Source organism: Prevotella sp. ICM33, from assembly GCF_000517825.1.
In the GTDB taxonomy this organism is placed as follows: domain Bacteria; phylum Bacteroidota; class Bacteroidia; order Bacteroidales; family Bacteroidaceae; genus Prevotella; species Prevotella melaninogenica.
Map to the genome: position 1 here is coordinate 1 of NZ_JACD01000015.1, position 26423 is coordinate 26423.

Annotated in this window: 21 protein-coding genes and 3 pseudogenes; 4 read left to right on the top strand and 20 right to left on the bottom strand. The window is 41.4% G+C overall.

Going from position 1 to position 26423, the window contains the following annotated elements; all coding sequences use genetic code 11:
* Window positions 1-67: 67 nt before the first annotated feature.
* A complete protein-coding gene (locus tag HMPREF1505_RS02965) occupies window positions 68-1297 on the top strand; it encodes a hypothetical protein (protein ID WP_036922318.1) in 1230 nt (409 codons plus the stop codon).
* 310 nt (window positions 1298-1607) lie between these two features.
* Here the strand turns inward: HMPREF1505_RS02965 and HMPREF1505_RS12765 are convergent.
* Window positions 1608-1808, bottom strand: a pseudogene (locus tag HMPREF1505_RS12765) (IS4 family transposase); the annotation flags it as partial.
* A 131-nt stretch (window positions 1809-1939) separates the two neighbouring features.
* Here HMPREF1505_RS12765 and HMPREF1505_RS02970 point away from each other — a divergent pair.
* Window positions 1940-3184: a hypothetical protein gene (locus HMPREF1505_RS02970; protein ID WP_231480328.1), complete on the top strand. Its 1245-nt coding sequence runs from the start codon at window positions 1940-1942 to the stop codon at window positions 3182-3184.
* A gap of 185 nt (window positions 3185-3369) precedes the next feature.
* Window positions 3370-4395: a hypothetical protein gene (locus tag HMPREF1505_RS02975; protein ID WP_036922322.1), complete on the top strand. Its 1026-nt coding sequence runs from the start codon at window positions 3370-3372 to the stop codon at window positions 4393-4395.
* A 701-nt stretch (window positions 4396-5096) separates the two neighbouring features.
* On the opposite strand, the gene HMPREF1505_RS02980 is transcribed toward HMPREF1505_RS02975, so the two are convergent.
* Both HMPREF1505_RS02980 and HMPREF1505_RS13270 read right to left on the bottom strand, forming a co-directional pair.
* On the bottom strand, window positions 5097-6689 hold the full coding sequence (locus HMPREF1505_RS02980; RefSeq protein WP_036922325.1) for a fimbrillin family protein: 1593 nt from the start codon (window positions 6687-6689) through the stop codon (window positions 5097-5099).
* A gap of 25 nt (window positions 6690-6714) precedes the next feature.
* Window positions 6715-6876, bottom strand: a complete 162-nt coding sequence (locus tag HMPREF1505_RS13270) for a hypothetical protein (RefSeq protein WP_167310037.1) — start codon at window positions 6874-6876, stop codon at window positions 6715-6717.
* A 776-nt stretch (window positions 6877-7652) separates the two neighbouring features.
* Between HMPREF1505_RS13270 and HMPREF1505_RS02985 the strand changes: the two genes are divergently transcribed.
* The gene (locus HMPREF1505_RS02985; RefSeq protein WP_036922327.1) at window positions 7653-8522 is read left to right on the top strand and encodes a hypothetical protein; all 870 of its coding nucleotides are present in this window, start codon (window positions 7653-7655) and stop codon (window positions 8520-8522) included.
* Between the two features lie 263 nt (window positions 8523-8785).
* Here the strand turns inward: HMPREF1505_RS02985 and HMPREF1505_RS02990 are convergent, their stop codons facing one another.
* From HMPREF1505_RS02990 to HMPREF1505_RS03060, 17 genes and pseudogenes are all read right to left on the bottom strand, one after another.
* Window positions 8786-10090 carry a class I adenylate-forming enzyme family protein gene (locus HMPREF1505_RS02990; protein WP_036922329.1) on the bottom strand — a complete coding sequence of 435 codons (1305 nt, stop codon included), beginning with the start codon at window positions 10088-10090 and terminating at the stop codon, window positions 8786-8788.
* Window positions 10080-10310, bottom strand: coding sequence for an acyl carrier protein (locus tag HMPREF1505_RS02995; protein ID WP_036922331.1), 231 nt, complete (start codon window positions 10308-10310; stop codon window positions 10080-10082). Before HMPREF1505_RS02995 ends, HMPREF1505_RS02990 begins: the two co-directional genes overlap by 11 nt.
* 295 nt (window positions 10311-10605) lie before the next feature.
* Window positions 10606-11751 carry a lysophospholipid acyltransferase family protein gene (locus HMPREF1505_RS13680; RefSeq protein WP_369758962.1) on the bottom strand — a complete coding sequence of 382 codons (1146 nt, stop codon included), beginning with the start codon at window positions 11749-11751 and terminating at the stop codon, window positions 10606-10608.
* Window positions 11725-12822 (bottom strand): annotated as a pseudogene (locus tag HMPREF1505_RS13685) (MMPL family transporter); the annotation flags it as partial. The gene HMPREF1505_RS13680 and the pseudogene HMPREF1505_RS13685, both read right to left, overlap by 27 nt.
* Before the next feature lie 90 nt (window positions 12823-12912).
* Window positions 12913-14130, bottom strand: a pseudogene (locus HMPREF1505_RS13690) (MMPL family transporter); the annotation flags it as partial.
* A 1-nt stretch (window position 14131) separates the two neighbouring features.
* The gene (locus tag HMPREF1505_RS03005) at window positions 14132-15256 is read right to left on the bottom strand and encodes a 1-acyl-sn-glycerol-3-phosphate acyltransferase (RefSeq protein WP_036922335.1); all 1125 of its coding nucleotides are present in this window, start codon (window positions 15254-15256) and stop codon (window positions 14132-14134) included.
* Between the two features lie 155 nt (window positions 15257-15411).
* Window positions 15412-16281: an alpha/beta hydrolase gene (locus tag HMPREF1505_RS03010; RefSeq protein ID WP_036922337.1), complete on the bottom strand. Its 870-nt coding sequence runs from the start codon at window positions 16279-16281 to the stop codon at window positions 15412-15414.
* The gene (locus HMPREF1505_RS03015; RefSeq protein ID WP_036922339.1) at window positions 16278-17777 is read right to left on the bottom strand and encodes an NAD(P)/FAD-dependent oxidoreductase; all 1500 of its coding nucleotides are present in this window, start codon (window positions 17775-17777) and stop codon (window positions 16278-16280) included. Before HMPREF1505_RS03015 ends, HMPREF1505_RS03010 begins: the two co-directional genes overlap by 4 nt.
* On the bottom strand, window positions 17774-19276 hold the full coding sequence (locus HMPREF1505_RS03020) for an NAD(P)/FAD-dependent oxidoreductase (protein WP_036922341.1): 1503 nt from the start codon (window positions 19274-19276) through the stop codon (window positions 17774-17776). Before HMPREF1505_RS03020 ends, HMPREF1505_RS03015 begins: the two co-directional genes overlap by 4 nt.
* Window positions 19273-20763 (bottom strand): glycosyltransferase, encoded by a 1491-nt coding sequence (locus tag HMPREF1505_RS03025; RefSeq protein WP_036922342.1) that lies wholly within the window; start codon window positions 20761-20763, stop codon window positions 19273-19275. Before HMPREF1505_RS03025 ends, HMPREF1505_RS03020 begins: the two co-directional genes overlap by 4 nt.
* Window positions 20760-21155 (bottom strand): hydroxymyristoyl-ACP dehydratase, encoded by a 396-nt coding sequence (locus HMPREF1505_RS03030; RefSeq protein ID WP_036922344.1) that lies wholly within the window; start codon window positions 21153-21155, stop codon window positions 20760-20762. The genes HMPREF1505_RS03025 and HMPREF1505_RS03030 overlap by 4 nt, the downstream gene beginning before the upstream one ends.
* Window positions 21139-21618, bottom strand: coding sequence for a hypothetical protein (locus HMPREF1505_RS03035; RefSeq protein WP_036922347.1), 480 nt, complete (start codon window positions 21616-21618; stop codon window positions 21139-21141). Before HMPREF1505_RS03035 ends, HMPREF1505_RS03030 begins: the two co-directional genes overlap by 17 nt.
* Window positions 21593-22216: an outer membrane lipoprotein carrier protein LolA gene (locus HMPREF1505_RS03040; RefSeq protein ID WP_036922349.1), complete on the bottom strand. Its 624-nt coding sequence runs from the start codon at window positions 22214-22216 to the stop codon at window positions 21593-21595. Before HMPREF1505_RS03040 ends, HMPREF1505_RS03035 begins: the two co-directional genes overlap by 26 nt.
* A gap of 13 nt (window positions 22217-22229) precedes the next feature.
* Complete coding sequence (locus HMPREF1505_RS03045) at window positions 22230-22583, bottom strand: EamA family transporter (RefSeq protein WP_036922351.1); 354 nt, start codon at window positions 22581-22583, stop codon at window positions 22230-22232.
* Complete coding sequence (locus HMPREF1505_RS03050) at window positions 22571-24355, bottom strand: beta-ketoacyl-[acyl-carrier-protein] synthase family protein (protein ID WP_036922375.1); 1785 nt, start codon at window positions 24353-24355, stop codon at window positions 22571-22573. Before HMPREF1505_RS03050 ends, HMPREF1505_RS03045 begins: the two co-directional genes overlap by 13 nt.
* Window positions 24356-24385: 30 nt before the next feature.
* Window positions 24386-24655 carry a phosphopantetheine-binding protein gene (locus tag HMPREF1505_RS03055; protein ID WP_255326820.1) on the bottom strand — a complete coding sequence of 90 codons (270 nt, stop codon included), beginning with the start codon at window positions 24653-24655 and terminating at the stop codon, window positions 24386-24388.
* A 38-nt stretch (window positions 24656-24693) separates the two neighbouring features.
* Window positions 24694-26412 carry a beta-ketoacyl synthase N-terminal-like domain-containing protein gene (locus HMPREF1505_RS03060; RefSeq protein WP_036922354.1) on the bottom strand — a complete coding sequence of 573 codons (1719 nt, stop codon included), beginning with the start codon at window positions 26410-26412 and terminating at the stop codon, window positions 24694-24696.
* Between the last annotated feature and the right edge of the window lie 11 nt (window positions 26413-26423).

A 26423-nucleotide genomic window follows, 5' to 3' on the forward strand; every position in this document is an offset into this window, starting at 1 on the left:
GTTAAAATAGCCCACGCATATCAACTTTAAGCCATAAATATATTAAGGAACCGAAAATAGTTATCTTATGAAGAAAATATATCTTCTACTGCTTATTCTAAATGTAGTATTAATGAATGGATGCAAGGAACAGCCTCCAAAGCAGAGCTTAAAACAGCAGGTTCATCAAGAAAGAACTGTAAAGAGTGAGGTTGACTTGATAAAGAAGTATGACCATGAAATCAGAGAATATTATAGAGAACTTGCGGAAGTGGGACTTGATGGCGTTACGGTAATGCCTATAGAGAAGAAAGTGGAGTATACTGATCTTGCAGTAGAATTGAATTTCGAAATCCTTAAAAGGATGGGGTTTCTGCCTGTTAGCGATGCTGAGGCGCAAAAAGCCATCAAGAAGTATTATAATATAGATATATCTGAAAGTAATAACTCTCTGTTTAAAAAAGGACTTCGCAGATATGTATTTAAAGACGGGCTACCTCAAGAGCGTTTAGATCAGCGTAGGTCTATGGACGATGGAGCTACGGAAACCCTATTTTGCTTTTGGTATCGGAATATTTTTGTCCCTAAATATAACTACATTATATTCCACCCTATTATTGAAGGTGCTACCCTGCTTGAAGGCTTTGATGATGAAGATGCAGATAATAATGTACTCAAAAAGGGTAAATTATCTTACAGGAACGATGAAGAGCTTTTCTATAAAAACCAGTTCATCTTCCACGACAGCAAGGCTGCCCTCACTTGGCTTATGAATAATAACCGGAACTTCCTTCGTGACCTGTTCTTGGAATACGGCTACGACAAGTCTGATATTATCAACAAGATGATGCTCGATGAAATCAAGGTGGTTAACAGAATTCCTGAGGCTGATGAAACCAAGGCACTCTTTGCTTCAAGAGGCGCCAATGGGAAATTGCTTATTCACCGAGGTTTGATGGAGTATATGTTGAAGCACGTAAATGAGGAGAATGAGTATTTCCTTATGCTGGATCAGTATGCGTCTACCTTGCTGGATTTAAGGAATTATCCCGAGTTCGATGGCCTTACGAAAGAGGAGAGGTATAGAATTGGTGCTTACGTGGGCTATTATTATGGTCTTCTGTTCGACAAGGGAATCGGTACTTCCATTGATATAAACGGATTCGGTCACGGCTTATGCTATGACGAGGACCTCCGTAATTATCTCAAACGTAACAAGTACTTTCATCTTCCAGGCTTTGAGGATATTGCCGGGAAGCATTATCGCCGCTATCGCATGGATGTAGACATCGAGATGGAGAAGATGCGTGATGAGTAATATCCTACAGTCTGGCATCTGAGACTTCTATTCGAGCAATAGAAGCTATTCAGTGATCTATTAAACCCAAATTCATTAGAGCCTAAACAGATTTTGTTATATTGTCGAAGAGATTGGCTGTTTTGGTAACGCAGGCATAGTGGGCTACGTCAAGTTATAAAGACAGACAAGATGACGACAAGAAAATAAAATATGTCAGAAAACAACACAAAAACAAGAATTTTAAAACATTGTGTTCTAATAACTGATTTGGGTTAAATGCTTCAGTCATTACAAGGGCTTTGCTCATCTCTTTGTCGTTGTCGCAGATGATGCTCTCAACCACAATGTGGAAAAAACAAAGAGAAGGATTAACTCCGAAGCAGAAACCTCGTCATGTCTCTCCAGTGAAAGGCGAGATAACAGGTGACCGATGCCAAACTTGCAAAAAATGAAATAAATCATCACTCATTCGGTTTTTAACATTCAAATGTTTGGATAACTCGCTTATTTTCTCTATTTTTGCTTCTATGATAGTATTGTTGTTTTGTCTTCAAAATCAGTTCTTTAGCGATTACTAATTTACAAAGAATATTCGACAAACTGTTATTTTCCCATCTGTTTTTAGGGTGGGAAACTTTAGTAAGTAATTCTATGAAAATAATGAAGTTTATTATTCTAAGTGTATTGACTTATATGTCAATCGGGTTGATATGTTGTACGAATAAGAAAGGTGCAGAAATAAAGATAGTGCATACCACACAGGAGAAAGATTCAATCTCTTCGTCTCTATGTAAGAAAATAGGAATTCCAGAGGATATGATTCTACCCATAAACTCTCAGGGAATGGACTCGCTAATGAAAGTCTATCAGACTTCTTCTCTTCAGACATTCTCTGATGACGAAGAAGAGGATGAGGTGCGTATTGATGAACGATATATCAACATCCTAATACCTTATGCTTTCAACGACTTGGCGAAGCGTGGTTTTATACCTGTATCTTCTGCTTTGTACAACAAAAAGTTGAAAGAGTTAGGTCTTGCTCCCGAACAAAGGCAGAAACAGCCTTATATCTATGAATATAAACACTATTTTTCTTCACCGACAATTATGCAGGGTTGGACCGATGACATAGCAGAAGACGGTATTGACAAAAAAGAACATGAATATATTCGATACGCTCCGATAAGCAATATATTTGTCAAGGGCTATAATTTCTGCCTACCGAAACCTATGTTGGATTCCTTTCTGAGGAATAATAAGGGTAAAATAGCGTTTCATTTAAGTGATGAGATTGTACATCTAAATAGATTTTTGTTCAATGATAGCAAAGCGAGTTTCGCCTGGTTACTACACAATAATCCTGACGCTTTGAAAGATTTGCTTCTATCTTATGGATATGATACGAATGAAGCTATCAATGAACTGGTACTAAAGGATATATCGAACGAATATACCAATGTGGAAGATGTTTCTGGATTAATAAACACGTTTATTCGTAAGGTATATGACAAAGAACCTCATATAGAAATCCGAGAGGGGTTAATGAAGACTATACTTCGGTTACCAGCCAATGATAAAAATTTGAAATGGCAAATAATTCTTGAAACATATATTGATTATCTCTTGAAAAAAGACAAGGCGGGGTGTCCATATTGGATGGCGCACTTTACGTGGAAAGAACGATACAAAGCTGCTGCCTATCTGGGATATTATTTATATAAAGACCGACTTCGATATCAGCAGATTGGGAGTACAGGCTTTGCCAATGAGTTGTATTATAATAATGAGTTCAGAGATAATCTGGAAAAGCATCATTATTATCAACTGCCAGGGTTTAAGGAAATCTGTGATAAGATTTATGAGGACTACAATTTCTCCGTAAAGGCTTCGCATACTGGAGAATAATAGGCTGTCCTTTGCAATTCCTAAAGAGAATACCAAAAAGTTCTAAGAACTTCAAGTGTTTTTTATATCTTTGCGGTATGTTATCTAAACAACTCAATGAATATGAAAAGAATTGCTTTTAGATCAGCGTAGGTCTATGGAGCTACGGAGTATGTCTGGCGAGTAGTATAGATAAAAGTCAAGATATGAAAAAGAATATAGTATTAATAATATTCAGTGTGTTATTCTTTATTGGATGCTCTGAAGCACAGAGAAAGACGGAGCGTCCTATGCCAAAGGTGCGTAAAAGAGCTGCTGCCCCATTGGTGCAGCCTGTCAGCGACAAGGCAGTGGCAGACTGGAATGCTATCCATCGCACGTATGCCGCAAAGAAATACCAACTGAAAGACAGTTGGGAACTTGTGTCTTACTATGATTATTCGGTCACTGGAAATGAGAATAGCTTGGAGGAACTTCAGAACATGAAGATACAGATACTTGGCGACTCTATCCTTTATCTGAATGGGAAGAAAATCAAGGTTTGCCGTACAGACCGTGATCCGTTTATGTACGAACGGGATGCACCTTACTACGCCTATCTAAAGGATTACTTTGCTCTTCGTGGCATCAATGTATCCAAGTCGGTTCCTGTTCTGATTGTAGAGTCTTCAGCAAACGAGATATACAGCGATATGCTGGAGTATATTTATACTGGTGACTACCTTGTGTTGTATCATAATAACATTGCTGGTATTTTCAAATACGTAAGAAGATCGGGGCAGGGACTGCCTTCCCTTGATGCAAAGCTGGAATACACGCAAACTGACATGTATAAGGATGTAAAAAAGGAGATGAGTAGCAAGCATGCCCGCGAATATAATATTCGTCCCTATAAAGGAAAACTGAAAGCATGTATGGGGAAGAGTATATCCCATATAAATGGCATTGGTGGTTTCTATTTCGTGAAACTTCCTAACTATAAGTCTTTCCCCATTTTTGTTGCTTATAACTGCAACGAGGACGATGAGTTCCTGATATATACCTACAAAAATGGGATGATAGACGACGACAACAATATCAACATTCTTGCCTTCAGCTCATATAATAACATAAAGGAAGACTTCGCTATCTTTACGGATGGTACAATCTATGTGCGAACTGTAGAGGGTAAGAAAACCTCCATAGATGTTTATCGTATCAATGATGATGGTGACTTCTATAGATTGGAGTAAAACGGAGGATTGTATAAAGACAATCTTATGTATTTTCGGAGTAACTTAAACCCAAATCTCTAATATTGGCTTTTAACAAAAAGATTGATTAAATTTGCACTTGGTACTTGAATCTACCAACACAGACAATAGTCTGAAAAATCATGACATAATTTCGGAAAAAGACCTAAAATAAAGTGGGAAAAAAGATAGAAAAAAGAGAGCCTGCAACCAACAGGAAATCAACCCATTATGGAGTCGTAAAAGAAAAGGTGCTTAATTGGATTTCAAAAGGGCGTTAGTTAGACTTCAAAAGGGCATCTATTGCAAGTCAATTGGGCGTCTTTTCAAAGCCAGAAGACCATGTATTGGTTTTGAGTTGTATGAAAATAGTTTACAAACGTTGAGTGATATGGGAATAAGTTGTTTGTAGAAGACGGAAGGACATGGTAAATATTTGCCTTTTCTGCATTCTTATCTTGTGCTTTATCCCTTTATGTGAGACCGTACGATTTTGGACAGTCATACCTTACAAGTGTATAAGCCTTTGTTCTTTTTCCAATCTACGTATTTAACGGGAGAGCCACAATGAGAACTATTTTTATATTATACTCTCTTTATAAATGTGTTCTCTACATTCTTATTCAGTAAAGGTTCCAGATGAAAAAAGAGAGGCTTGGTATTGTTTCCAGCCTCTCTTTTACTTATATTATTGTGGGAATCTATTCAAATGCCTGTACCTGCATGCCTACATAACGTTCATAGTAACTACGTACATAGACATTATTTAATGTCGCATCTGTCGCAAAACGAAGACAGTTGGCTGATATGACCTTACCATAATCTGCACCTTTGGGACCATTGTTAACTGGATTTGGTGTACTTGCCCAGTAATAGCCTTTAACTCCTAAACCGGTTAATTTCCCATCAACGTATTGTCCAAGTGCAGGAAGATAGAAATAACTACTTCTTACTGATGCTTCTGGTTTGCCAAAGTTTGATACAGTAAATTTAATATCTTTACCTGAAACCCACGTAGCGGTACCTGTATAGCTTTCCGTAGAACTAAAATGTGAAATTTCGCTCTTTTTCTTTAGCCAGATGCCTCCTGCATAAAGATGGTTTGCAAATACCCATAAAGTTTTGTCATCCAACTTTGGAGATCCTCCACCAATATACCATGTAAGTGCTTCGAAGGTCGGGGCATCCTTGCATGAGTTTATAGCCTTTGTCTGGACTTTATCCGTGAATGTAGTATTGTACCATCTTGCGTCCGCTGATGATGTTGCATAGTTTGCATTTTCAGCGTCGTTGAGTAAAGGCTGACTGCTCTCATACCTATCCCAATAATTGCTCTTTGCATCCCACATGTAATAATTGCTCTTGCGAGAAGTATACGTCTCCATGCCAAGGTTAGTACTGATTTTCTGATTCTTTCCAGCAACACATTTTATATTACTATATGTATATGAAATAGTGCTCTTTGTACCAGTTACGGAATCATATAGAGTATAAGTAACCTTAAAGGTTGAGTAAGTTCCTGGAGCTACAACCATTATGGCTGCATTCTTAGATGCTGTAGCTTCAGTAGGAATAGGGAAACCAGTTGTTGAACTTGTTCCGTTCAAAGTCAAGGTTACGCTGTTAGAAGAAGAAGAACTATTTGCAGCTCCTAAACCGCTGTCGCTAAAATTGAACGTTCCAGCAAGGCTTTCACCGTTAGCCACTGTAACATTGATTTGTGTTACTACAGCAGAAGCATCCAACGCCTCTTTTGAGTAGTATGGCATAAATGTTATGTACGAAGCCTTATGACTGAGAGTAAACTCATAAGATCCATCTGTTTGGCGTGTTGCAGTACCGACACCGCAGTCTCCAACAGTTCCTAACTGAGTTGCATTGTTGGCTACGTCCTGATTCTGACTTGTTGCTATTGTAACAGTGTTACCTGAAGTGCTTGCGTTCCCTGTGTATCTAACAGGATAGCTCGCTGCCGTATAAGTTCCATCGAAATAGAACTTTGCAGAAGCTGCTGTTGTTGATGTAATATTGTTGGAACTACTTGCTGTTAGTGTAGAACCACTCTTTACCCAAATGTTGTCGTTTGTAGTCCAGTAGAAATTTACCCCTGAATCATAAACGCCTGAGGTACGTGTCTTAGCCTCTGAGGTAATAGAGAAAGAAGTCTTACCTGTTAAATCCTTATTCTCAGCACCATTGCCAGAATCCGCGTCACTTACATTGTCATTAGAACAAGCCGTCAGCCCCAAAAGTAAGCATGTAGCAAACAAACTTGTGAATTTGTTAATCTTCATAATTCTTATTGATAATTATTTTGAGTTAATCTGGTTCAACATCAAACGTGTTACTGTTGTCATCTTCTGCCTTTTTGTGATCAGACTCAAAGGGTGAGTTTGTACCCATGATGGGTTCTGCCGATACAGGAATAACTGAAAGCTCGGGGCAACAATATTCCTTTTTTACATAATTTTTTCTTTCCATATCTATTTTTTATATGATTATATCCTCTCTAATCTACAAGTGGCATCTCTGTAAATCACATTATTATTGATAGATGTCATCGGTTTGGTTGGGCAAAGGTATTTATAAATTTCCAGATAAATAAGTTTATCTCTCATAATTTATATAATAAAGGTTATATTTATAAATATTTAACCAACATTTCTTATCTTCTGCTACATTCTTGGCGTATAGGTCACATTTTTACCATAAGTCTCTTACATCAAAACTATTCGATAAAAATATAGCTGCCAGAAAGAACTTGCCTTCTAACAGCTATATGATATTACCTAAAATCTAATCGTTTACATTTTTCAATTATTTTATGTTTTGAACTAATCGGCTCATACATCCCTGATTAGAAACGGACCTATCATTCGACCTAATATATGTGTATGTAAATCTTATATGCGCCACGCTGTTTGTGTTATAAGAAGAAGTGGAGAAAAGAATCCATCAAAACTTATTTTCCTGTCATTGCTATCATCATCTTTAAGCATGTAATCATTTAATATTTACTCTATTACGCGAATTGTTAAAAGTGACAGCAACTTAAAACTAAAACTAACTGTATATAAATAAGGTGAGATTTTAGGGCTTTATATCGTGTCAAACACATGTTTAGGGAAAATCCCCCACTGTATAGGGGAAATCCTTTTCATATGTCTTTTTTTCTTCGTTTCTTTGCATCATGAAAGTTAGGAAATGCTTTTCGAAGTAGTCCGAAACTTGAATAAGAACTTAAAAAGGTAACGATTATGAGAAGGATAGTACTAACCCTCATCGCATCGCTCATAGTTATCGGCGCATCAACAAGCGCAATGAGTTATGAGCAGGCTCGAGTACAAGCACTCTTTCTAACAGATAAGATGGCTTACGAGCTGAATCTGACGGAGGCACAATATGAGGCAGCCTACGAAATAAACTTGGATTACCTCATGAATGTCAACACGGTAGACGACCTCTATGGAATGTATTGGTCACATCGAAACGTAGATTTGAGCTATATCCTCTATGATTGGCAATATCGTGCATACGTTGAAGCAGCATATTTCTACCGCCCACTGAGATGGGATGCAGGCTACTGGAGATTTGGCATTTATGCTCGTTATCCACGCCGCGACTATTATTACTTCGGACGACCATCGTTCTACAACGTTTACAACGGAGCCCACAGCTGGCGAATGAATGGCGGAAGAAGTTGGTATAACGGAAGAGAAATATTCTACGGCGGAGATTATAACAGCCGATATGGTATGAGAGACTGCTACATACGTGGCGATTACAATAGAGGAGGAAACTACTATTATAACAATGGTCCTACTTATCAAAACGACCGCCCACGCAGTTTCGGCAATCAGCAACGCGGAAACTTTGATGGACCACGTAATTATCAGTACTACGCTCCACGAGAGAGTTCAACACGAACAACGGTTACTCAACCTAACTATGGTGGTAACTTCGGTGGAAGTAGGAACTATGGTGGCGCAACAAGAAGCTATGAGCCAAGTCGCTCATTCGATGCACCAAGCAACAGCTTCAGTGGTGGTGGCGCAACATTTGGCGGAAGCCGCTCAGGTGGTGGAAGCGTTTCAAACGGAAGTAGCTCATTTGGTGGACATAGATAACGACATTAAGATATAATAAATAGACGTTGATTCAATCAGGTTTAAATACTAAGCACTAAGGTTTTAAAAGATAAATAGATTAGACGAATTAAGGTAATAAAGATTGTTTAGCAGTTAGCAAACCAATGAGTAAGACTGCATTCAGACCAAATTAGAGATGTAACAAAGAGAGTTATTTAAATGAAGGAGAGGAATTTCACGTGATGTGAAGTTCCTCTTCGCTTTTTATTTTTTAGGGAATCTACAATGCATTCTTTTTCAGCTTAGACAGCATAGAACTTACGATCAATCTTACCGTTAAAGGTGCGTTGTATGACCTCAACCTCACCATAAAGCACAGGAATCTTATAAGTTTCAAGCCTATCTTTTAAGAAAAGTATCAACTTCTTTTTATCATAACCATTATGTGGCACAACTAATAACTTCAATACGGTACCCACTACAGGATGGTTTGCTGAAATGCAGATGCAATCTTTCACTGTTGGAAAAGCCAATGCAACCTCCTCTACTTCGGATGGAGCGACCTTATAACCCCCTACGTTTATAGTGTCATCTCCCCTCCCTAACAAACGAAGTCGACCTTTTTCATCAATCCGTCCTAAGTCTGCCGTCCTTATCACTCCGTCTTTCAGAACGTTTCTCGTAGCTTCTTCATCGTTCCAGTAGCCTGTCATCAACGTCTTTCCCTTACAAGCCACATAGCCATCAGCAGTTATAAAAAACGAGGAATGCTTCATCTTGTGTCCCACACAGCCAGCAAGATTCGCACCGTCGTTATAATCATAGGTAGAGATGATACCTGTCTCTGTAGAAGCATACGTGTTATAAAGTCGACTATGAGGTAACAGCTCACAGAATAGTTTCATATCTGTGGCCGCCAAAGGTGCTGCGCCAGTCTCAACGAAGTCAATCTTATCAGCTACGGCTATCAGCTCTTTCTTCCATAGGGTGATGAGTATTCGAATGGCAGCAGGAACAAGAAAGGTTGCGACCTTATTCGGCGCATCATCAATCGCTGTAAAGAAAGCCTTTATGTCTTTCATTCCATCGATGACGTGTATTGTTCCGCCCACGTAGATAGTAGGGTAAACTTTCGAAAGACTACCGATATGATTGAGAGGCCCATTAATAATAAACGTTACATCGTGACTGAACCCTTGCGACAAAACAAGGTTCTCCGCATTGGCTATGATGGTTTGGTAACTTATCATAACAGCCTTGGCATTCCCCGTTGTACCCGTGGTAAACAGGATGTCAGCCACTTCTTCAGGTACTATCCCCTGTTCTAAAGTTTCTGCATAATCGTTTAATTTCTTAGCCGGAATGTCTTTATGCAAAGGAACTGCCACCGCACCAGTCAAGTGAAGCGCAAAGTAAGTAATGAAGAAGTCGACGGTGGAATATGCAACAATAGGAATCAGGCACCCTCTTATATCCCCCATAGAGTCCGCCTTATCCTTTATCGCCTGATACAGTTGCCGATAGGTCAGACTTTTCTCTCCACAGACAAGAGCCACCTTGTCAGGATACAAAGCAGCATTCTCACGCAACTTATCTTCAATTACCATCCTTATTAAGTTTCTGCTTAACTAATTCAACCAAGCTGTCGAGCGTCTTGAAGTTCTTTGGTGTCACATCAGAGCGATTTAGTTCGATACCATACATATCGGAGAGAACCATCAGGATAGTTGTTATCCCAAGAGAGTCAAGCTCCTGAAAGAGAAAGTCGGAATCTAAATCGACAATTGGTAGTACTTCTTCTAATTTCTTACGAATATCTTCTTTCATATTATCTTGTTGTTTTTTTATTTGAATAAACGTGGGAGAAAGTCCAATAGAAACCTGCGCCAGTTCACCCAGCTATGTCCTCCAGAAGTCACATTATAGGTGTACTTACAGCCTAAGTTGGACAGCTTTGAGATCCACTATACCCGACCTCTTGTTGACATAACGGAAAAAGCTGTATTATGATTCTCCAGAACAGGTATTGCCCTATTTGTCGTCTGCTGCGCTGTTGTCACCGTGGAAAGGAGACAGCTCATGATGATAGATTCTATATATTTCTTCATACTCGCATTCCTTATTATAAAGAAAAGACCTTCGCATCAGGGTATTTTTCTTTATCAATATCCATATTATCGATTACTTCCAAGTTATCAACTATATCCTTCGCACAATAAGTCAGCATAGACGCTATGTTCTCATCCTGTTCAAACACGAACACTTGAGTGCTTCTATGTACTAAGGCATAGAGTAAGGCGAACTCACCGTAGCCACTGTTTTTGACGATAACAACGGGGTGAACATCTTCCGTGTCTATCCACTTCGTGTAGTTATCATTGTGTTTCAAGTTCTTACATACGATACGATAGCTATCAACCCCCTTATAACGGTAGCGATCCTTGACAAGAGGAACATAATAAACTGCCGTCTCAAGCTCCCTTGTCAACGCCTTATACTCGCATTTATAGAAGTCGTAGACCAGAGAAGTAAGCTCGTTATAGGACTGTCGTCCCTCTACACTAATGCGCTTATATACTTTTATCGTAATGTTCCCAGGGAACACCTGAAAGCTATTCCTTGGAAGAACCACGTTAAGCCCGTGAATGATAACAGGGAGGATGTCTAACTGATAACGTTCAGCCAACAGGAAGGCGCCCTTGTGGAAGCGACAGATAGAAGAATTGTCATTACGTTTTCCCTCTGGGAAGATGACAAAGCTATAGCCTCGTTTTATGTACTTCTTCATCAGTTCATCGTCAATCGAGTCCTTACCAGCTAAGGTTATGAAACCATTCCATTTGTAGATGTGCCGGATAACAGGATTACAACTCACCTTCTCATTTGATATGAGGATAGTCTTTGGACTCATCGCCATAAAGGCGGCAGCATCCAACATCGACTGATGATTGCTGACAATGATTGAAGAAGACGTCAGCGTGTTCTCTGTCAAACCTTCTATACGGAACTTCACGTATGGTATATGACGTAAGTCAAACAAGAACAAACGCTGCTGATAACGACGTAACCACGCTCGTTTTCTCTCTGAGAAAGGTAATAATTCTAACAAGATAAAACCTAAAACATAGACTATAAACAGTTGGATAAAGAATACAATGGCACAAAAACCCATAACAGCAAGGTTCTTTATTGACAGCGGACGAATCCTGTACTTATCGCCCGACTTCACTAAGAAGTTGAAGATCAAAGGAGGGAAGATATAGGCCATCAACACCACAGAGAACATTCCTGCTATTGTCACCTCAGCCAAAGAATGCAATGCCGGATGACGAGCAACGATTAAGGTTCCGATACCTATAAACATTATCAAGGCTGAGATGATGATGGAATGCTTGTAAGATGCGAGCATCCTACGCCGATAAGCATACTCATACATCGAACCTTCTGTCATAAATATCGTATAATCGTCGCCTTGTCCGAATATAAACGTTGCTAAAATGATGTTGACAATATTGAACTCCATTCCAAACAAGGCCATTATACCCAATATCCAAATCCAACTCACTGCCATAGGAATAAAGGAGAGAAGGGCCAATTCAAGATTACCAAACGACAGCCAAAGAAAGAAGAAAACAATCAATCCACATGCCAATCCTATGTAATTGAAGTCGTTAGACAGGTGGTTGGCGATAGCACTGTTCATACTCTGGATATCAAAGCTAAAACCGTCCTTCTCTGATAGGGATTCTTTTACCTTCTGGATATTCTTGTTATTGACCGAAAGGATGTTGACTACATTATATTGCTTGCCCACACTATCGACGCTGATGTTACCTGCAAAGAGCGAGCGTGTCAGGTCATTGAAATAAGAGACAGGCTGCGGTTGATATTTTCTGCCTAACAAGTCATAATACTCATCAAAGCTGTCAGCAGCAAAACCTTCCCTCTGCATAGCTGAGCGAAGCGTTGTCGTGAGTTTCTCCCTGTTTTTTCTTACAAAGTTATTCCATCGTCTTAGCCTGTGCTTCTGCTCGGAGGTAGACACGAGGAACTGACTGCAGGAATTGTAATCATGTACCAACTTCTCCTTCACTAATCTGTCCAACATTGGCTGTATGCGCTGACTCTTGTCCAACGCACCATCCATCGTTGAATCAGTTGTAACAGTATATACCTTTTGGTAATCTCCGTTCTCCGTCATCATCTTCTGGAAATATGCCATGTCAGCCTTCTGATCATCCGTCATATAGTTGATATTTGACATGTTGGCATCGAACTTTGTTTGGAAACTGAAGTATCCAAAGACTATAGTCAGCACTATTACAAGCCCTACAAACATGGGCTTGTTTTCCAAAGAGAGATCACTCACCTTATCCAAGAAGGTATGCTTCAGCTCCTTTGTTTCCTTCGTGATATGTGGAAGATAAACCAATACGAAGAGAATGGTTCCTATCAGCAAGAAAGAACTAAACAAGCCAAGGTCGCGCAAAGCAACAGATTGTAGCGGGACAAGCGATAAGAAAGCACCAACCGTCGTCACATTACCCACCAGGAGGGGTGCGACAATCTCTCGCAAAGCTTTCTTCCTTTTAGGAGTATGCGACAAATGGACTATGAAATGTAGTGGATAGTTCACGGCAATACCCAAGATTACCGAGCTTATACCAATGACAATGATTGAAACACTATTATGGAACAAAGCTAATCCACCCATAGCAAAGAGCCAGCCCCACCCTATGGAGAGGATAATCAGCAATATATTGCGGACACTCTGTAAGGTGAAAAGCAGCAAAGCCATGATAAGTACCACAGCAATGATGACCGAAAGGATGCTATCTGACTTTATCTGCGATGCGTTACCGACGGCGATGACTGGTCCACCAATAATATGAACATCTATATTCTTACTGTTTGCAACAGCCTTACTACCACACGTCTGTAGGAGTTCAATCAGCTTTGTGTTGTTCTCCGTTTCACTTGCACCATACGGAGAGTCTATCATCACGATAGCTTTCTGCATATCAGGAGAGAAGATATGCCCCGCATACAGTTCATACTTCAAATCTGTATCCGTCCGTTGTAATAGCTGAACGACGGGGGTAAAAAGGTTGAGTGGGTCGCGTTGTATATTCTCAGAAAGGATATCTCCCGCAGGGAACATTAGCAACTGCTTGTCATGTTGCAATTGCTTTACTACATAGTCATGTTGCTGAAGCGACTTCTCCATCCGGATATAGTCCTTCTCTGTCAGGAAATAAGGGATATTCTGATACACAAAGCTCGTTACCTTCGACATCTTTTCAAGGTCGATCTGAGACATTATATAGGGTATTTGCTTTGCTGTATCAGCACGCTGCACCTCATCAACGAAGGAGTCTATACAACCCACCATAGCGTCGGGATCGGTTTTAGTGGTATCCCGATACTGGAAAATAGCAAAAATCTTATTTGCTCCTGATATATCCTGATAAACCTTTAAGGCATTATGATGGTTACTGTCAACAGGCAGAAAGTCTGCAATATCCTCCTTATAACCGAGTCGGAGTACTGAGACAACCAGTAATAGAGTAACTATCATAAATGAAAGCACAGCGACCAGTTTGTGTGCCTTCATATAATTATACAAATGTAGAATTGGTTCCGTCATCCTATTTATTAATTATTGGATTCGAATAAATCCCTAAAAAGATATCCTTTAGTTTCTCTATATCACATGTATCATATTTCTCTAATTGCTGAAGATTGTCCATAAAGGCTTTCTTCTCCTCCTCCGTGTAACAATCCTTATACTTTGTTGTACCGTAACGTATGTCATAGGCAATATAATTGTTAGGGTATAGACGATAAGCCGTATTAATCCGATTGTCTAAAAGATGCGCTACATGCTTATGATATTCATTGTTTGTGGCATCTTCAAACTTTGTCAGCTCGGCATGAGAAATCGGTTCGCAAAGCTCAAAATGTACTCTTCCCTTCTGCTGAATAAGTCCTGTGAGAATGCTGTTAAGGTCTTCTCCAGGCTTCTTTGTGTACTTTGAAAACTGTGACTCATAGAGTTCAAGCGTCTTCAAGATGTCACAGGGTTCCCACTCATAAGACACGGCAATGGGAACAACATGTAATTGGTCAATGGCCTTGATTTTATCCTCTGGGCACGACATACAAAACATCTTAATGAGTCCCTGATCAGTAACATCATTGCCGTCCTTGGTTCTACCATTGCGTTGCGCAATCCAAACAGACTGCCCTTTGTCCGTGATAACATAACGGATATAATCCGACAAATTCTTAGAACTACGGTAGAAATCCTTAACATTATTACCTGGACGCTCCACCTTGAACATCTTGTTGCACTTCCCGATATCTATGACCAACTGATTCATCATCAAGTTAGCACCGAAGGTTATCTCCGTGGTATCGAAATCCTTGGTAACAAAATAGTACTGAAGCAAGCTCGAATCTAACATAATATCACGATGATTGGACACGAAGAGATAGTGTTCATCAGGGTTCAGCTTGTCAAGTCCCGAACAAGTAAATGAAGTAATGCTGTTCTTTATCACTCGCTGATTGACCATACGCATCGTTTCCGTTTGGAATTCGCGTACTGTCTTATAGTTTGCGATACGCTCACGAACAGTCTCCAAAGGTTCGTCAGGATAAACATACGACGCCAGAAATGGGAATGAAGAACTAAAGGCTATGCGCTGCATTGCCGCTGGAATTTCTTCGACATTATAAGGTCTGATATCATCAAATTGACTTGTCTCCATTACTGTTTATACTTTATTATTCATATTAATATTATCAATTCAAATCGTAGTCTGCCAAAGCTGAATTTCAAGTAACACCCAATTGAATTCCAAGTAATGCCCAATTGAAATACACGTAAGGTTTGATTGCTTTTTTCGTGAGCTTACGTCTATTTTCAAGGGGTATCCTCGAGTTTGTGAAACCAGGACAGAAACTCCTTTTTCCATTGCCGACACTCAGCCGTACCTTTACGCTCTGAAGCTCCGAAACCATGTCCACCCGTCTGATATTGAATGTAACGATGAGGAGCCTTCTGGCTTGTCAGGGCTGAATCAAGTAACTCTGAATTCTGATACTTCACGATAGGGTCATCCTTACAGTTGACGAGGAATACGGGAGGACAGTCCGTTGGGACGTGCCGTTCAAGGGAAAGAAGATCACGAAGAGCTCTATTCTTCATCCGACTGTCGCCCAAGAGTGCCCTGCGTGAACGCTTATGTACACAGGACTCGACCATAGTAACAACAGGATAGATGGGTACCATGAAATAAGGGCGTTCTGCCTTTGGTAGCAATTCGGCGGCCGACATCACTAAATGGCCACCAGCAGAGAAGCCCATTGCAGCCACCCGCGCTGTATCAATGCCGTAGTCTTCGGCGTACGCCTTGACATAACGCATCGCCTGTTGGAGGTCGTTTAAGGCATCGGGATAGCGAACACCTCTAAAAACATACCGATAAGGGAAGAGGAAAGCCCCCACTCCAGCTGTTCGATAGCGCAAGACAAAGGCTGATATTCCGTTCTGCTGCAACCATTGAGCTACAGCCTTACCTTCATTTTGCATGTCGTGCCACAGGTAACTACCACCAGGGCAGACGATAACAGCGACATTCTGTTTCCCTGCTGCCAGATAAGGCGTCAGCTGAACAGTCTTCCTTACCTTTGTCCCCTCCCATATGTTGATGTGGGCTGACTTCTGCTGCGCCATGACAAACAAGCAGGATAGACTCAAACAGAACAATAGCAGGTAACGTTTTTTACTCATTTCACACATTCATTTATTCTGTTCAAGATATAATTTTGTCCCAAGATAGCTTCAACAGTATTGATAGCTGTAAGCGGAACGCCACAAAATCCTGGCAGTCCGTTGTTCTGACCTGTCAATAGAAGATTGTCAACTTTCGTCACCACAGGTACCTGTGATAAGGCTATATTCTTATAGTCTTTACTAAATCCGAACATAGAACCCTCCTTACTACCATAATAGTCACGGATTGTCAAGGGTGACGCTGTATTGATCTTATCAACACAGGCACTGAATCCTGGATGCAACTCTTCAATGAGTGCCAACAGGTCACGAGCTTTCTCCTCCTTCCATGCTTCGTAATCTGTGCCACGCTTTCCCACTTCTGTCTCTTCCCACTTCGCAACTTCGTCATAAAGCATCGGGATTGTAACTAACGCCTTGTCTGCATATTCGCCCTGCTGCTCATTGGGAGGTGTCATAAAGAGGAATCCTAACGGCCAAACCTTGTTATGCTGACCGAAGTTCCAAACATCGACGTATCTCTTCATAAAATACTCCGAATAATTGATGTAAGGGAAGGTACAAGGCTTCAACTTGATATAAACCGAGAAAGCAGAATAACTATTCGGAATACTGTTAAGCCTCGTTCGATAGGCTTTTGGGAAGCTATTTTCAGGCATTAACCTCAGCAAAGAACAAGGATGTATTGCTGAGATATAGTAGTCTGCCTGATAGGTATTGCCTTTCTTTGTCCGCACGTAATCAACGTGTCGGTTGTTGATTTCTACCCACTCAACGCCTTCATTAGTATGTACCTCGCCGCCAGCTGATTCTATGACAGAAGTCAAAAGGTCAGTGAACTTGTCGCTACCTCCTGCAAAGCGACTTGCTCCCTGCATATAAAGTCGACTGATGATAGCATGGATATAAGCTGGTGTTTCGTCACTCCTTCCACCATAGAGTGGATTCATATAAGCCACGACACTGCGTAGCTTTGGGTCTTGAATATACTTTGCTATAAAGGAGTCTGCCGCTATAGTGAACTCTTCCGAATGGATAGGAAACATCTCGGTAGACGGCTGAAGATGGAAGAGCTTGATATCGTCTGTCATCCGATAGATGGCGTCCGCATAGGCTTGCAATGCTTCACGCTGATTAGGGAAATACGCAGAAAGCGAACTTACAAAACCTTCCTTTCCTTTTTTGATACGGTAAGTTGCCTTGTCTTCAGCGAAATACAATCTGTCTGTACAGTCATCATCAACGTTCACCAACTCCACCTTATCAATAATCCCCAAGTACTGACAGATGCGATAGATGTTACCACCTGGCTGCATACCACCAATGACGTGCATGCCAGTATCATACGTCTTACCAAAGCGGTTGAAGGTCTGAAGACCACCACCTGCCGTCACATTCTTCTCAAGGACCGTTACTTTAAAGCCTTCCTTTGCTAAGACCCCCCCTGTAAACAGTCCGCCTAAGCCTCCACCTATAATCACTGCTGTCTTCATTTGTTGGCCTCCTTTATCTGTTCATATATCTTCTTTGCTGTCAACAGCTCGCTACAGGTGACGATAGCACCTACTAATACGCCTAACATACCATGTGAATTAACATTCTGTCCAGTAAGATAGAGATTGGGAACCTTCGTCCTCTGTGGTACTCTACAAGCACTTCCTAAATGAATGTTACGAACATTACCGTACATTGAGCCACCTTCTGTACCCGTATAATCAAGGTAGGTAAGTGGGGTAGAGGTGTAATAGGCTTGGATTTGTGAACGTATATTAGGGAAATGTTGTTCCAACACATCCAACATTTTCTCAGCCTTTCTCTTCTTAAATTCTTCGTAGTCCTTACCTCGTCTGCCTATCTTTGTTCCCTTCCACTGTTCTACTTCCGACATCTGCATATAGGAGAGAATGACGCCTGTTGAGGCATATTGTGAGTCGTTTTCAGGACAAAAGTGCATATAGAGGAAACCTTTCGGCCAATCTTCTTCTGTGTAATGCTCGCAGTTCCACGGGCTTGTCCCTTGATAACCATAATAATTATAGTTGAGATAAGGTACCGTATTTTCCTTGAAGTGTAGATAGACAGAGAAGCCGCCAACCGTTTGCGGAATGTTATTGATGCGTTTTCTGAAAGCAGGACGGATAAGTTTCGTATCCAAGAGTTCCAGTGTTCGTATCGGATGGGCGTCAGATATGATAATATCACAAGGCATCAACGTGTCGCCGTTTACCTCCACACCAACAGCATGGGTATCATCACAGACTATCTTCGTTACCTTTTTCCGTGTCAGCACCTCTCCACCATATCGGTTAATGGTATGAATCAAAGCTATTGCTATCTTATCACTCCCCCCTTTGATACGATAAGAACTTTGGTTATAGAAGTCCATTATAAAGGCATGTGTTGAGAAGGGAGTTTTGTCTTTTTCAGCTGCATAAAGCGGGAGATTGCCAACCAGTACCTCTGCTAATACAGGGTCGGTGATTACCTCATCAATCACATCACTGATGGAGCGCAATTGATACTCCATATTTAGGGCTGTGTCAGACTCCGCATACTTAAGAGAATGGAGCGAGGATGCATTAGCAATCTCTTCGATGAGGTCGCAATACTTCTCAAGATAGGCTTTTTGATCTGGGAAATAGCCACTCATCTTCTCTATGAAAGCCGCTCTACCGTTGGCAAACTCATATCGCTTGCCCTCCAACACGACGACATCATAGCCATCGGTGTTAAGCTGGGAAAGCGTCACTTCCTTGTCAATCTCCAAGTATCTCATCAGCTTGTACAATGTCTGTCCTGGTGCAGCGCTACCAATAAAGTGCATACCTGTCTCGAATTTAGCACCTCGACGCGTGAAACACTGCAGGCATCCTCCAGCCTGATTGTTCTGTTCCAACACGGAAACATCATATCCATTTTTTGCGAGAATAGCTCCTGTTGACAGTCCACCCAATCCGCTGCCGATAATGATAACTTTCTTCTGCTTTGTCATTGTTCCATTTTATTTACTATCTCTTCATACTTCTCTTTATAATGTTGACGCATCGTAGAAGCCTGTTGCTTCAGGTCGCCCATCGCCGAGAGCTCTTTCTGCGTCAAAGGCTTATCTACCTCTATAAAGAATGTCCCCTTATGCAAATGGTAACCCGTCTTGGGAAGTATCTTCCCTGGACCATAGAGATACACCGGAAGAATTTCTAATCCAAACTCTTTTGCGATGTAGAAGGCACCCTGATGGAACCGTCCAATCTTGCAATCCTTAGAGCGTGTGCCTTCTGGATAGACTGCTATACTGTAACCTCGGTCGATTAATGAGCGGAGATGGGGCATAATACTCTCTATTCCTTCTTTGACTGGTAGATACTCAGCGTTGCGGATGAGTGAACCATAGAAGGGATTGTTCCATACCCAAGCTTTCGTAAGGAAGATTATCTTCGGCGTAAACACCAATTGACACATCAAATCAAGGTGCGACTGATGGTTACAGATAATGATGCGGGGCTTGTTGAAATCGACTCCTTCTGCTACCTTCGATAGAAACTTTGTCCCTGGAATGCCATGGTGTATCATCACAAATCGTGAGGCGAAGTAAATGAGTTGATGTAGACGATACCGCTTCTTCTCGGTCATCTTGCCGACCTTCGTATATATCCATACAAACGGAGTAAAGACAACTAAGGTAAAAAAGAGGAAGAACAACAAGGAATAAACAGTCTGTAAGCATGACGTAAAGAAACGCCATAAACGAAGAGGTAGCCCATAAACAATCGCTAAGAAACAGAGAACCGTATTCAAAACGCTGATACGAACAAAGTCTTTTGTGGGACGGAAATGGCTCACACGCTCCTCACGAGGAGGATAATAGACCTGTACTGAGATAGGAACAATCTTAACGCCATGCCAAGAAGCGAAGACAAGGAGCTCTAACTCTGCCTCATAACGAGAGGTCAGAAAAAACAGGCCATACAGTTTGTGTAAGGGATAAAGGCGATAACCTGTCTGCGTATCGTCCAACGCTTTACCTGTTTGTACATAAAACCAGAAGTTTGAGAACTTATTAGCGAACGAACTTCCTTTAGAACGGCACACGCCATCTAACTGTCGGCTACCGACAATCAATGCGTGTGGATGCTTTTGATTTGCCTTCAGGAAAAGTGGAATGTTTTCTGGATAATGCTGTCCGTCACCATCAAGGGTGATCGCATAAGAGAACCCTTTGTCTAAAGCCTTCCTAAAACCTACTTTCAAAGCGTACCCCTTCCCCTTATTCTGGGGATATGAAACGAGGGTGATTTTGTCGATATCGTGCAGTATATCCATCGTATCATCCGTACAACCATCGGCAACAACAATGACATCATCACAGTAGAGAAGACTTTTCTCCACCACTGCCTTGATTGTCTTATCATTGTTATAAGTCGGAATGACAACACAAATATGCCTGCTTCTTAACGTCTTTTTCAGCTCTTCGTTCATCATCCGACATGCATAATTAGAGAGATCTTCGCCATTGCCTTTTCTTCATAGAGAACAACCACCTGTGCTTCAATGGTTTTTTCCGCTTCTGACTGTTCAAGTTTCTTTATCTGATAGGTAATCTGCTGATGCTCTTTCGGCGAGATAATAGAGAGAAATTTAACATTCTTCACCTTCGTTATCTCTAAATGATGAGCGACGGCAGTCTGTTCCGTCAGCAACTCTTCTATGAGTTCCTTAGCCATCTGAACGATACAAACGCCCGGAGTGATGGGTTCACCAGGGAAGTGGGCTTGGTATATAACACAAGAGGGGATTAGTTTAATGGTGTAACTGACCATTAAACCAACTCCCTCTTTACTGACTATCATATATAGATTATTCTTCAGTTCCATCTGCTTCTCCTTCTATTGTGTTTCCTCCAGTCTTATCCTCTATCCTCGAGAACTTATAGCTGATATGGTATTTCTCATCCTTATAAGTAGAAATTCCACGCATCAGATTCTCCATAACGCATCGTAAGTCGTTTCTCAAGACGCGACGGATATACCACTTGTCAAGCATGGCAATGACCTGTTCCAACTTTATTTTCTTCTTCTGGGGGTCATAAGTGAATTCAAGTGCGGTTATACCGAACTCATTGAACAAGACACCACGATAGACATCCGCCTCCCTTACCAGTACAGAAATCCCACTGAGATAACCCTTTGATATCTCTATTGTTGTGGCATACCTTGTCTTGCTATCTATGCTGTCTTGCAAAGGAAGTTGATCGACAGTTCCTACGTTATCCGCCTTCACCGTGGCGGCAAAGATGAAAAACAGGAGAAAACTAATTAACAATAAATGTCTTTGCATTAATAGGGCTGTTTACTTTCACATGCTTCATCTCAATAACCGTACGGTCACCACGCTTCTCAATAAGCTCTACCTTGGCAACCATCGCCTGTTGTCGATTGAAATGAAGAATAATCTTCTGGAACATTTGCTGCAGCTGTTTCTGCTGCGGAATGAGTGTTGCGACATACTCTGATGAGGTAGCCGAAATGCTTACCTTGAAATCACGTTTGTCATTGAGCGCCTTCCCCACAACACTGTTCATCATGATACGAGCTATTTCCTTAAAAAACTTACTCTGGTTGACATTGATGACGTCGCTGCGACTTCCCTTACTGATAAGAACCTTTGAACCGTTCAAGACAAAGGCATAAGTATAAGGTGAGGTATACTCCCAACGCAGCTTATCACTCTGCTGATAATACATCTTACCAGTAGACACCATCTTGTCATTGAGCATGCGAAGATATTTCGTTTGTACGAAATCACACTGCATCGTCTTCATACTTACTGCTGCAGACTCTATCTGATGTCTTATCTCTGCCTCATTGTCGCCCTGCGCTGAAACAGTCAATGTCACAACACACAAAGCGAAGCATACTAATAATAATTTTTTCATATTTCTTCTGTTTTTATTTTGCTATCATACAACAACCAACTATGATAAGTATCACTCCACACCACTTCAATACGGACACTGACTCATGGAAAAAGAGGATTGCGGCCAAGAGTCCAAACACATAGCTTAAGCTGATCATCGGATAAGCAACGCTCAAGGTATAGTGCTTGACAATATACATCCATAGAATAGAACTTGAGCCGAAGAATAAACCGCTACAAGCAAACTGCCAATTAAGAAGCAGGCTCCCCCAGAACTGGCGTGTCCACCCAAAAGGCAACATCTTTTGAAGGGCAAACTTCAGAAAGACTTGTCCGCCGGCTAAAAGCGTACTCTGTATAACGGATAGAAGGACTACTCTCCACATGACAATACCATCGCTATTGAATGAATGAAAGGAAACTCTTCAGCTCCATCACGCTTCAAGAGAGAATTGAAAAGATGTGTACTCTCATCATGACAGCCTACAAGTACTGTCCTTGCTTTCCCTTCTTTTATGAGCATCTCTGCGTCACGAACTGCCCACGAAAGTGAGTCCTTCCCCTGCGTATAGGTAACGTTATATCCATGACATTGTGTCTTAATGGCAATATTGCTACCAATGGTATTATGCGTACTCTGCATAAAATAGGTTGGTTTCAACATCGACTCACCTTCATCCTTCATCTGATTCAATAATAGCTCACTGTATTCCAGGCAGCCATACATCGTTCCTGTGATGATTGCATCAGGCTTTTCAATACCAGCCGCTGCCAAGGCTTCCATAGAAGAGAGGAGTGAACTCTTTATAATTTTTCCCATCCGACGAGCCTCTAAAGGCTTGACATACTTACGGATGCCACCGAGTTCTTCCACAGTAGTTATCTCTACACGTGAGCGTATTATAACCTCTTTCTCATCATGAGAAGCCTCAGTAGCATCGTTATTTGTAGGATGAAGAGAGAACAACAAGGCTGAATCATTACCACCAAAGCCGAATGAATTACAGAGAACATGCGCTAACGTAATATGCTCAACGCCAAGTGTTGGCGTAATCCCTTTCTCCATCTGATGCTCCCAACCAAGATTGGTAGGTACGAAATGGTGTTGTATTGCCAAGATACAGATGACGGCCTCAATACTTCCAGACGCACTTGTAGTATGTCCTGTGAAGGATTTTGTACTTGACACTAATGGCATATGAGCACCGAAAAGGCGCTGCAAAGAAACGCTCTCACTCTGATCGTTATTGGGTGTCCCAGTACCATGCGCATTAACGTATTGTATCTCTTTGGGGCTGACATGCGCCATCACTAAGGCTTCCTTCATAGCAAGATAAGCTCCTTCACCATCTTCAGAGGATGCTGTCTGATGGAAGGCATCACAGGCATTACCATATCCCGTAAGGTAAACATGGGGTTTTACACCTCGTTTTGAAGCCATCTCTTCAGACTCCAGAACGATGTAGGCTGCCCCTTCTCCTAAGTTCAAGCCTGCACGCGTAGCATCAAATGGACGACAACGTTGATGGTCCAGAATCATCAATGAGTTAAAACCATTGAGATGGAAACGTGATAACGACTCTGTTCCACCAGCCACAACGATGTCTGCATAACCGTTTTTCAGTAGTCTTGCACCGAAGATAATTGCGTTAGCTGCCGATGAACATGCTGTTGACAGGGTCGTTGCTTCAGTAAAGATTCCGAAGTGTTCGCCCATGAAATTTGTGCTGCTCCCACAATCATGATGCTGCAAGAACGCTAAGTCGCTATCCTCATTGAGCTCGTTGAAGCAGAGTTCTGTAATATCCATACCTCCTACGGTCGTGCCAGAGACGAGCACTATACGCAACGCTTCGCCTTTCTCCTTCCGTGACAGGACGTCAGCAATATTGATATGAGCATTGTCCAAGGCTTGTTGAATGGCAATGATACCCATCAAAGCCGTACGACTCATCATCTGGGATGAAGGAATACCAATCATCTCCTTCATCTGTTCATTTGACAAGTCTACCTCTCCCACAACCAACTCATGATGATTTGATTGGAGATACTTCATCATACCAATACCACTTTGCTTCTTAAGCAGAGACGCTAAGACCTCCTGTTTGTTCAAGCCAATGGCAGAGACTATCCCTTCTCCTGTTACTGCTATATTCATCTTACCACGCATTATATAAAAGGCGTAGCCTTACTTCTTTCTATTCTTACTGACATAATCAGCAATGGCAACCACGTTTGTGAAAATCTTTTTGCCTTCTGCTGGATTATCCAGTTTAATACCGTATTTCTTCTCTAAGAGAACTATCAACTCTAAAGCATCAATTGAATCTAAACCCAAGCCGTCACCGAAGAGTGCTTCATGCTCATCAATATCCTCTGGGGTCATCTCTTCAAGATTTAATGCCTTAATGATCTCTTCTTTTAGCTCTTTAATTAACTCTTCCATTGTAATGTTTATTTTATTACGATTGAATCTTTTGTTTACTTTATTATTCCTTAATTGGAACTGACTATGTATAAGTCTGCTTCAAAATGCTCACTATCTTTGTAGTCGAGCCATCCTGTTAACAAACTCTTCGTTTGCTTGTCGATAAAAGCAGTCTCTATGATGTCCTTCATCTGTTGCTCGTCTCTCTGCGTCAGAATATAGAAAGATGTCTCACCATGGTAACCATTGCGAATGGCAATCTCTCCTGTAACGATATTCGGCAGCGTATAGACAAAGACAGAAGGACTTGGGAAATAATTATCTTTATCGGCTATTGATGCTAAATAACGTTTGTCAGAAGCGATAGAAGAAGTGTGATTAAAGAGCATGATTGCTCGTTTACTATCCAACTTCTCATCTCCTTCTGATACTGCTTTCTCTGCTTGCAACAACAATTCTGACGCAACAAAACCCAAACGGCAAAGTCCATCCATCTTATAATACTTTGGATAATCACCGATCATCTGTTTATAGAGCGTCGTCAGCAAGCTTTTTCCCTCTTGTTCGTTATTGCTCAAAATGGGTTTACTATTTAACCACGCTCCCTCTGGATTGATATAAACACGGTAAGGCATAACCTTCGGAGTGCTTCGGAGCGCTTCCTCCTTTGACTCACATCCTTCCTCAAGCGGTTTCTCAACTGAGGCTGCATAGAGCGTAGCATTGCACCCTCCAAAGCCAGACAACATCTTGACGAATGCCGTCTTATCAGTCTGACAATGCTTAGAACTCATCCTTACCCTGCCTGACACGCCTAACTCCTCATACCCTCTCGTCCCCAAGATGATATGGTCGTCGACAGACTTCATACAGAGAATTGTCTCAAAGATTCCTGCTGCTCCAAGCGTATGTCCTATATATCCTTTCAAGGCATTAACCAGAACATCTATGAGCTCTGTATGCTGAAGGGCTACTGATTCCATCTGGTCATTAAAGAGGGTAGCTGTTCCATGGGCATTGATAAAGGCAAGTTCATCCTTATTGATTCCTGCCATCGTCTGTCGCAAGGCATCTGATAAGCCTTCTGCCGTCTTAGATGGTGCACTGATGTGGAATGCATCATTCTTTATATATCCCTCTCCAAGTTGCCATATATGTTTCTGAGGCGTACTCGCTGACGGGTTAGGACATTTACGACTGAGCACGACGGTAGCAGCAGCCTCACCTAAATTCAGTCCTTGTCTCTCTATATCGAAAGGGCGGCAAGCCTCAAACGACATAGCATTCAACGACTGAAAACCAGATATAATAAATTTACTTGGCGTATCAGCACCACAGACAACTGCATAGTCATACTTTCCCAACTCTAATAAACGAGCGGCCAAAATCATTGCTGCTGAACCCGATATACAAGCATTGCACACAACAATAGGACGTGTTCTGAAACCCAAGCGAGTTGCAATGTGCTGTGCTGTTTCTCCAAGATATAAATTATGCTCCTCTGTCTTGCCGAGCTCCTCTACTGCACCTTTGGTCGAACTGAGGATGAATACCATACGCTTATCCGTTGCATCAAGACCTGATGCACGAATGGCCTTGTTTACAGAACTGAATACTAACTCCTCAAAGTCTGATAACAACAAGGAAGCCATAAACCCCTCTGGTACCCCATCCGTCATGGGAGCATAGCGACGAATCGCTGAGTTACCAGCCTTTACGGCCTGATAGTTCTCTTCAGACGTCGTCCCTAAGGGAGATATAATATTATCAGCTAAAACATAAACCATCTTTCTTTCTT

Bases quoted from the DNA above. Each gene is read 5' to 3' on its own strand.
- HMPREF1505_RS02980 (WP_036922325.1), bottom strand. From the start codon at position 6,689: ATGAAGATTAACAAATTCACAAGTTTGTTTGCTACATGCTTACTTTTG.
- HMPREF1505_RS02990 (WP_036922329.1), bottom strand. From the start codon at position 10,090: ATGGTAATTGAAGATAAGTTGCGTGAGAATGCTGCTTTGTATCCTGAC.
- HMPREF1505_RS03020 (WP_036922341.1), bottom strand. From the start codon at position 19,276: ATGACAAAGCAGAAGAAAGTTATCATTATCGGCAGCGGATTGGGTGGA.
- HMPREF1505_RS02965 (WP_036922318.1), top strand. From the start codon at position 68: ATGAAGAAAATATATCTTCTACTGCTTATTCTAAATGTAGTATTAATG.
- HMPREF1505_RS03025 (WP_036922342.1), bottom strand. From the start codon at position 20,763: ATGATGAACGAAGAGCTGAAAAAGACGTTAAGAAGCAGGCATATTTGT.
- HMPREF1505_RS03040 (WP_036922349.1), bottom strand. From the start codon at position 22,216: ATGAAAAAATTATTATTAGTATGCTTCGCTTTGTGTGTTGTGACATTG.
- HMPREF1505_RS03015 (WP_036922339.1), bottom strand. From the start codon at position 17,777: ATGAAGACAGCAGTGATTATAGGTGGAGGCTTAGGCGGACTGTTTACA.
- HMPREF1505_RS13680 (WP_369758962.1), bottom strand. From the start codon at position 11,751: ATGGCCTATATCTTCCCTCCTTTGATCTTCAACTTCTTAGTGAAGTCG.
- HMPREF1505_RS03035 (WP_036922347.1), bottom strand. From the start codon at position 21,618: ATGCAAAGACATTTATTGTTAATTAGTTTTCTCCTGTTTTTCATCTTT.
- HMPREF1505_RS13270 (WP_167310037.1), bottom strand. From the start codon at position 6,876: ATGGAAAGAAAAAATTATGTAAAAAAGGAATATTGTTGCCCCGAGCTT.
- HMPREF1505_RS03010 (WP_036922337.1), bottom strand. From the start codon at position 16,281: ATGAGTAAAAAACGTTACCTGCTATTGTTCTGTTTGAGTCTATCCTGC.
- HMPREF1505_RS03030 (WP_036922344.1), bottom strand. From the start codon at position 21,155: ATGGAACTGAAGAATAATCTATATATGATAGTCAGTAAAGAGGGAGTT.
- HMPREF1505_RS02995 (WP_036922331.1), bottom strand. From the start codon at position 10,310: ATGAAAGAAGATATTCGTAAGAAATTAGAAGAAGTACTACCAATTGTC.
- HMPREF1505_RS02985 (WP_036922327.1), top strand. From the start codon at position 7,653: ATGAGAAGGATAGTACTAACCCTCATCGCATCGCTCATAGTTATCGGC.
- HMPREF1505_RS03060 (WP_036922354.1), bottom strand. From the start codon at position 26,412: ATGGTTTATGTTTTAGCTGATAATATTATATCTCCCTTAGGGACGACG.
- HMPREF1505_RS03050 (WP_036922375.1), bottom strand. From the start codon at position 24,355: ATGAATATAGCAGTAACAGGAGAAGGGATAGTCTCTGCCATTGGCTTG.
- HMPREF1505_RS03005 (WP_036922335.1), bottom strand. From the start codon at position 15,256: ATGGAGACAAGTCAATTTGATGATATCAGACCTTATAATGTCGAAGAA.
- HMPREF1505_RS03045 (WP_036922351.1), bottom strand. From the start codon at position 22,583: ATGTGGAGAGTAGTCCTTCTATCCGTTATACAGAGTACGCTTTTAGCC.
- HMPREF1505_RS02970 (WP_231480328.1), top strand. From the start codon at position 1,940: ATGAAGTTTATTATTCTAAGTGTATTGACTTATATGTCAATCGGGTTG.
- HMPREF1505_RS02975 (WP_036922322.1), top strand. From the start codon at position 3,370: ATGAAAAAGAATATAGTATTAATAATATTCAGTGTGTTATTCTTTATT.